Origin of the sequence: Streptomyces chengmaiensis, assembly GCF_029846775.1 — a bacterium.
Lineage (GTDB): Bacteria > Actinomycetota > Actinomycetes > Streptomycetales > Streptomycetaceae > Streptomyces > Streptomyces chengmaiensis.
Window position 1 is genome coordinate 1 of record NZ_JARWBG010000133.1, and the last position, 780, is coordinate 780.

The window sequence follows — 780 nt, forward strand, 5'->3', positions numbered from 1 at the left end:
GGTGGGGCGGCGGGACGAGGCCCTGACCGCCACCCAGGAGGCGGTCGATGTCTACCGTCGGCTGGCCGCAGGCAACCCGGCCGCCTACGAACCCGACCTCGCCGGCTCGCTGTCCAACCTCGGCAACCGGCTGTCGGAGGTGGGGCGGCGGGACGAGGCCCTGACCGCCACCCAGGAGGCGGTGGAGATCCGGCGTCGGCTGGCGGCGGGCAACCCAGCCGCCTACGAACCCGACCTCGCGCGCTCGCTGACTGCTTGGGCATGGGTGAGGCATGAAGCACAGCAGGACCTACCTGGAGCGCTGCGTGCTACGGGGGAAGCGGTAGAGATCTACCGCAGGCTTGTGGCCGCTGTACCTGCGTGGTTCCTTTCACCACTCCGCGCTGTGCTGGCCTTGCAGGCGGACCTGCTCCTCAGGCTCGGGCGTCTACGGGAGGCGAGCGACATCCAGGTATGGCTCGCAGCGAACGACCCGGCTCGCAGAAATGAGTAGTTCTGAGAGACCGCGGCCCCCCACCGGACCATGTCCGGTTTGCCCCTGATCTCCGTTCTCGCAACCTCTCGCAAGACAGCCTTCGCACTGCCGGGTGGAGCGGTCCGTTATCCGCGTAGGTGAGCAAGAAGCTCGTCTCCACTGGGGTAGGGGCGTTCCTGGGGCAGCAGTCGGGTGGCGGGGTCCAGGTCACCACCGTTGACGAGGGCGTGGATCTCGTGGGCGAGTGGCGTCACATCGCGGATGCTGACCGTCCATTCGTCTGCGTAGCGTCGTACGGCCTCACC

The 780-nt window shown here is 68.2% G+C and carries 2 protein-coding genes; one reads left to right on the forward strand and one right to left on the reverse strand.

The features are described from left to right. A partial coding sequence (locus QCN29_RS36720) for a tetratricopeptide repeat protein (protein WP_279933593.1) occupies positions 1 to 493 on the forward strand: 493 nt, incomplete at its 5' end. A gap of 107 nt (positions 494 to 600) precedes the next feature. Here the strand turns inward: QCN29_RS36720 and QCN29_RS36725 are convergent. Beyond that, on the reverse strand, positions 601 to 780 hold a 180-nt coding region (locus QCN29_RS36725), incomplete at its 5' end, for a DUF4291 family protein (protein WP_279933594.1).